This is a genomic window from Bradyrhizobium sp. UBA2491, from assembly GCF_002341725.1.
Classification (GTDB): domain Bacteria; phylum Pseudomonadota; class Alphaproteobacteria; order Rhizobiales; family Xanthobacteraceae; genus Bradyrhizobium.
Map to the genome: position 1 here is coordinate 62,346 of NZ_DDOP01000089.1, position 324 is coordinate 62,669.

Here is a 324-nt window from a genome sequence, read left to right on the forward strand (position 1 = left end):
TCGCTCCACCCATCCTACGGTCCGGAGAGGCAGCGAACGGCGCATTCATGGGGGGATGACGCGAAGTTGAAACTGGCGGAAACACTCCACCACTGGCACGGTTGCCCAATTGCCCGCACAATCCTTGGGCACGAGACGCTCAAGCCCTTTGAACGACACGAACCTGGCCGGGATTGCCGATGTTCAAGACGCTGCTCACTGCTGGTCTGCTGCTGACGCTGCCGACGCTGGCCTTCGCCGCCGACATCACCGGCGTGCCGAAGATCCGCGACGGCGACCAGGTCATGATCGGCAGCGTCCGCATCCGGCTCGGCGGCATCGACG

The 324-nt window shown here is 64.2% G+C and carries 1 pseudogene; it reads left to right on the top strand.

Features of this window, described 5'->3' with window-relative positions:
- Positions 1-179 precede the first annotated feature (179 nt).
- Positions 180-324, top strand: a pseudogene (locus B2W55_RS30220) (thermonuclease family protein); the annotation flags it as partial.